Raw genomic sequence first — 5,381 nt, forward strand, 5'->3', positions numbered from 1 at the left:
AATTAGCTCATTACTTTAGCAACAACGCCCGCACCAACAGTACGGCCGCCTTCACGGATTGCGAAACGCAGACCGTCGTCCATCGCGATTGGGTGGATCAGGGTAACAACCATTTTGATGTTGTCGCCCGGCATTACCATCTCAACGCCTTCCGGCAGTTCGATGGTACCAGTCACGTCAGTAGTACGGAAGTAGAACTGCGGACGGTAGCCTTTGAAGAACGGAGTATGACGGCCGCCTTCATCTTTGGACAGAATGTACACTTCAGATTCGAACTTGGTGTGCGGCTTGATAGAGCCCGGCTTAGCCAGTACCTGACCACGTTCGATTTCTTCACGTTTGATACCACGCAGCAGAACACCAACGTTCTCACCAGCACGGCCTTCGTCCAGCAGTTTGCGGAACATTTCAACGCCAGTACAGGTAGACTTAGCAGTCTCTTTGATACCAACGATTTCAACTTCTTCACCAACTTTGATGATACCGCGCTCTACACGACCGGTAACAACGGTACCACGACCGGAGATGGAGAATACGTCTTCGATAGGCAGCAGGAACGGCTTGTCAATCGCACGCTCTGGTTCTGGGATGTAAGAATCCAGGAAGCCAGCCAGTTCGATGATTTTCGCTTCCCACTCTGCTTCGCCTTCCAGCGCTTTCAGAGCAGAACCACGAACGATCGGAGTGTCGTCGCCCGGGAAATCGTACTGAGACAGAAGTTCACGAACTTCCATTTCTACCAGTTCCAGCAGCTCTTCGTCATCAACCATGTCGCATTTGTTCAGGAACACGATGATGTACGGAACGCCTACCTGACGACCCAGCAGGATGTGCTCACGAGTCTGCGGCATCGGGCCGTCAGTCGCAGCAACAACCAGGATCGCGCCGTCCATCTGCGCAGCACCGGTGATCATGTTTTTAACATAGTCGGCGTGGCCCGGGCAGTCTACGTGTGCGTAGTGGCGAGTCGGGGTGTCATATTCAACGTGAGAAGTGTTGATGGTGATACCACGAGCTTTTTCTTCCGGAGCGTTATCGATCTGGTCGAATGCACGAGCAGCACCGCCGTAGGTTTTAGCCAGTACGGTAGTGATTGCAGCGGTCAGCGTTGTTTTACCATGGTCAACGTGGCCGATAGTACCGACGTTAACGTGCGGTTTTGTACGTTCAAATTTTTCTTTAGACATCGACTGTCCCTCTAAGACACGGATAAATCGGTGATATCACCACATCAACCAGGCCATATGCCTGAGCTGTTGAATGCTTTTAAAAGTAAACAGAGAGAAACGGGAAGGAGAAGTGAAGTGGTGCTGATACCCAGAGTCGAACTGGGGACCTCACCCTTACCAAGGGTGCGCTCTACCAACTGAGCCATATCAGCACGTCTGGAGCGGGCAGCGGGAATCGAACCCGCATCATCAGCTTGGAAGGCTGAGGTAATAGCCATTATACGATGCCCGCATCCTGAAACTCGGCTACCCAGTTCTTTCTGTAATAAAAAAGAGATTTCTCTCTTTTTTATTCGAGCTGATTAATTTTTTAACCAACTCAGGCGGCGATAACGCTGCCAGAAAGTGGTGGTGGGGGAAGGATTCGAACCTTCGAAGTCTGTGACGGCAGATTTACAGTCTGCTCCCTTTGGCCGCTCGGGAACCCCACCGGACTTGATGGTGCCGACTACCGGAATCGAACTGGTGACCTACTGATTACAAGTCAGTTGCTCTACCTACTGAGCTAAGTCGGCATCAAGTAGCGCGCATTTTATGGAGACATGCGCACTCATGCAACTAAAAAATTGCATAAAATGTTCTATCGCTCACATTTTGCGCTATACGACCGATAAATAATCTATTTCTTCTTCGAATTGAACAAATTTCCAACGTCAGCCGCGCTCCCAGAAGGCATTTTGCTCCAGCATGCCGTTATCAATAGAGAGAAAGTGCATCTTTATACATCTGGAATAGCCGTCACATTGCGTTTCAGGGGACGATTTTTTCTTATTATTCCCTCCCATCTGGTGTTACCCTCCTGCCCATTGTCCAAATTAACTGAAATGTGCGTGCCATTGCGTACCGGGGATGATTTCGTTTTTTACCGCAGACCTGATATAGCAATGACAGCCAGACCATGCGTATGAGTATAAAAGAGCAAGCGTTAACGTCGCCTTACCTACAGTTTGATCGCAACCAGTGGGCTGCGCTTCGTGATTCCGTGCCGATGACTCTGACCGAGGAAGAGATTGCTCGTCTGAAAGGCATTAACGAAGACTTATCGCTGGAAGAAGTTGCTGAGATTTATTTGCCATTATCGCGTTTGCTAAATTTTTACATCAGTTCGAACCTGCGGCGTCAGGCTGTGCTGGAGCAATTTTTAGGCACCAACGGCGAGCGTATTCCTTATATTATTAGCATTGCTGGCAGCGTCGCCGTCGGCAAAAGTACGACTGCACGTGTGTTGCAAGCGTTGCTGAGTCGCTGGCCCGAGCATCGTAAGGTTGAGCTGATCACTACTGACGGTTTTCTTCATCCTAACCAGGTGTTGAAAGATCGTGGGCTCATGAAGAAGAAAGGCTTTCCTCAGTCCTATGATATGCACCGTCTGGTTAAATTCGTTTCCGATTTAAAGTCTGGCGTCCCCAACGTTACAGCACCGGTCTATTCTCATCTGATCTATGATGTGATCCCTGATGGCGACAAAACCGTTGCCCAGCCCGACATATTAATCCTCGAAGGGCTCAATGTATTACAAAGCGGGATGGACTATCCTCACGATCCACATCATGTATTTGTTTCTGACTTTGTCGACTTTTCTATTTATGTTGATGCGCCAGAAGAATTACTCCAGACGTGGTATATCAACCGCTTCCTGAAATTCCGCGAAGGGGCATTTACCAACCCAGACTCTTATTTCCATAACTATGCGAAATTGTCGGAAGACGAGGCAATCAACACGGCTACATCGCTATGGAAAGAAATCAACTGGTTGAATTTAAAACAGAATATTTTACCAACGCGTGAGCGAGCCAGCTTAATCATGACGAAAAGCGCCAATCATGCCGTTGAGCAAGTCAGATTACGAAAATAAAAAATAAAGGGGAGCCATAGCTCCCCTTCTTATTATTCAGCGCTTCTAAGCGATATTTCCCCACCCATCCAGGCTTTTATCACGCCATTTTGTTCGAGTAGTAATGCACCTTGCGCATCTATTCCACGAGATACGCCAAATATTTCTTTATCACCAATAATGAGTTTAACGGGACGGTCGATAAAGTTATCCAGCGCCCTCCAGCGGGACAAATACGGCGCCAGGCCCTCATGCTCAAACAGTACCAGGGCAGCGCGCAGCTCTCGGATCAGCCGGGCAGCCAGAGTATTGCGGTCAATGGTAATACCCGCTTCCTGCAGATTAATCCAGCCTTGATTAACCACATTCTCCTCAACCCGACGCATAGACATGTTTATACCCGCCCCAATAACAATCTGTGCGGCATCGCCCGTTTTTCCGGTGAGTTCAACCAGGATCCCTGCCAGTTTACGGTCGAGCAAATAGAGGTCGTTCGGCCATTTAACACGTACTTTATCCGCGCCCAGATCGCGTAAAACCTCAGCCATGACAATACCAATCACCAGGCTCAGGCCAATCGCGGCTGCCGGTCCTTGTTCCAGTCGCCAGAACATTGAAAGGTACAGATTGGCGCCAAAGGGAGAGAACCATTTACGTCCACGACGACCACGACCGGCCTGCTGATACTCAGCGACGCAGGCATCCCCTGACTCCAGTTGACCAATTCGATCCATAAGGTACTGATTGGTTGAGTCGATAACCGGCAGGACCGTTATATTCCCGCCATCCAGCTGAGAATAAATAAGTGATGAATCTAATAGCTGGATAGGTTCAGGTAAGCTGTATCCTTTACCAGGGACAGTAAATACATCAACACCCCAGTCACGTAGCGTCTGGACATGTTTATTGATTGCCGCACGGCTCATTCCCAGCTTTTCACCGAGTTGCTCACCAGAGTGAAATTCGCCATCGGCTAATAATGAAATAAGCGTCAGGGGGACGGTATTATCCTTCATGCAACGATCTCCACGGCATTCACTTCACCCAGTGGGCCAATAAACCGGACTTCCGGTTCAAGCCAGACATTGAATTTCTCACCGACTTTTTGGCGTACGTGATGCGCCAGTTGCACCACATCCTGACTCGTAGCATGGCCTGCATTGATCAGCACCAGTGCCTGCTGCTGATGTACCGCTGCGCCACCAATGCGCATGCCTTTTAGCTGACATTGATCGATAAGCCAGCCAGCAGCCAGTTTCACAGAGCCATCAGCCTGCGGGTAATGAGGTGCAGTCGGGAATTTCACCAGGAGCTCCTGCGCAATGTCCGCGGTGACAACCGGGTTTTTAAAGAAACTCCCCGCATTCCCGTTTACTTTTGGATCGGGCAGTTTTGTGGTGCGCATATGGCAAACAGAATCAAAAACCTGCCGAGGCGTTACCGTGGCAGGATCAAGACGCGTCAGGTCACCGTATGTGAGAACGGGTTGCCACTGTTTAGGTAAGCGCAGACCAACAGCTACAATCGCAAAACGATCCTGATACTCATGTTTGAAGATACTGTCACGGTAACCAAATCGGCATTCTGCGGCGCTGACGCGCAGATGTTTGCCGGTCGAAAGCTCTACGCAGTCCACGTATTCGCAGACGCGCCGCAGTTCTACGCCATAGGCACCAATATTCTGGATTGGCGATGAACCCACGCAGCCGGGGATCAGCGCCAGATTTTCCAGCCCGGGCATGCTTTGCTGCAGCGTATGCTCTACCAGATGATGCCAGTTTTCACCCGCGCCTACGTGCAAATGCCACGCATCAGGTTGTTCTGTAATCGCTATTCCCTTGATACGGTTGACGATCACCGTTCCATGGAAGGCATCAAGAAACAGGACGTTACTCCCTTCGCCCAGGATTAGCACTGGATGATGTGATGCATTGGCTGATTGCCAGGCATTTAGTAGTTGTTGCGCATTTTCAGCACAGACAAGCACATTAGCTTGTTGATCGATACCGAAGGTGTTCCAGGCTTTAAGGGAGTGATTCATAGACGCTTTCCTGATGCAAAATCGCGCTTAGTTTACCGTATATGCAGCGGGATGGCTTGTGTTATGGAAGCTTAGGATGTTGCTTTGCAACCGATGAGGCTGCAATCACAGGCAGAATAAGGTTTACAGGCGCTGTATCCGGTAATAACAGACGCTGGCCGGATAAGGCGGCACGCCGCATCCGGCAGTTCTCACTTCCTGCAGACGCAAAAAAGCCCATCCGGCAGGATGGGCTTCTTCACTTGTTTGATGCCTGGCAGTTCCCTACTCTCGCATG

At 49.9% G+C, this 5,381-nt stretch carries 4 protein-coding genes, 4 tRNA genes and 1 pseudogene; 2 read left to right on the plus strand and 7 right to left on the minus strand.

Features of this window, described 5'->3' with window-relative positions; all coding sequences use genetic code 11:
* Positions 1-2: 2 nt before the first annotated feature.
* From tuf to OGV75_RS02205, 5 genes are all read right to left on the minus strand, one after another.
* The gene (gene tuf, locus OGV75_RS02185; protein ID WP_003031109.1) at positions 3-1,187 is read right to left on the minus strand and encodes an elongation factor Tu; all 1,185 of its coding nucleotides are present in this window, start codon (positions 1,185-1,187) and stop codon (positions 3-5) included.
* Positions 1,188-1,305: 118 nt separating this feature from the next.
* Positions 1,306-1,381 (minus strand) — tRNA-Thr (locus OGV75_RS02190).
* A 5-nt stretch (positions 1,382-1,386) separates the two neighbouring features.
* Positions 1,387-1,461 (minus strand) — tRNA-Gly (locus tag OGV75_RS02195).
* Between the two features lie 114 nt (positions 1,462-1,575).
* Positions 1,576-1,660, minus strand: a tRNA-Tyr gene (locus tag OGV75_RS02200).
* Positions 1,661-1,668: 8 nt separating this feature from the next.
* Positions 1,669-1,744, minus strand: a tRNA-Thr gene (locus tag OGV75_RS02205).
* 19 nt (positions 1,745-1,763) lie between these two features.
* Here OGV75_RS02205 and OGV75_RS02210 point away from each other — a divergent pair.
* Both OGV75_RS02210 and coaA read left to right on the plus strand, forming a co-directional pair.
* Positions 1,764-1,844 (plus strand): annotated as a pseudogene (locus tag OGV75_RS02210) (hypothetical protein); the annotation flags it as partial.
* A 289-nt stretch (positions 1,845-2,133) separates the two neighbouring features.
* Complete coding sequence (gene coaA, locus OGV75_RS02215; RefSeq protein WP_003031107.1) at positions 2,134-3,084, plus strand: type I pantothenate kinase; 951 nt, start codon at positions 2,134-2,136, stop codon at positions 3,082-3,084.
* Between the two features lie 32 nt (positions 3,085-3,116).
* On the opposite strand, the gene birA is transcribed toward coaA, so the two are convergent.
* Both birA and murB read right to left on the minus strand, forming a co-directional pair.
* Entirely contained in the window at positions 3,117-4,079 is a 963-nt protein-coding gene (gene birA / locus OGV75_RS02220) for a bifunctional biotin--[acetyl-CoA-carboxylase] ligase/biotin operon repressor BirA (protein ID WP_047359269.1), read from the minus strand.
* Positions 4,076-5,104, minus strand: a complete 1,029-nt coding sequence (murB, locus tag OGV75_RS02225) for a UDP-N-acetylmuramate dehydrogenase (RefSeq protein WP_047359268.1) — start codon at positions 5,102-5,104, stop codon at positions 4,076-4,078. The genes birA and murB overlap by 4 nt, the downstream gene beginning before the upstream one ends.
* Positions 5,105-5,381 lie beyond the last annotated feature (277 nt).

The organism is Citrobacter sp. Cb028 (assembly GCF_030336705.1).
Lineage (GTDB): Bacteria > Pseudomonadota > Gammaproteobacteria > Enterobacterales > Enterobacteriaceae > Citrobacter > Citrobacter braakii.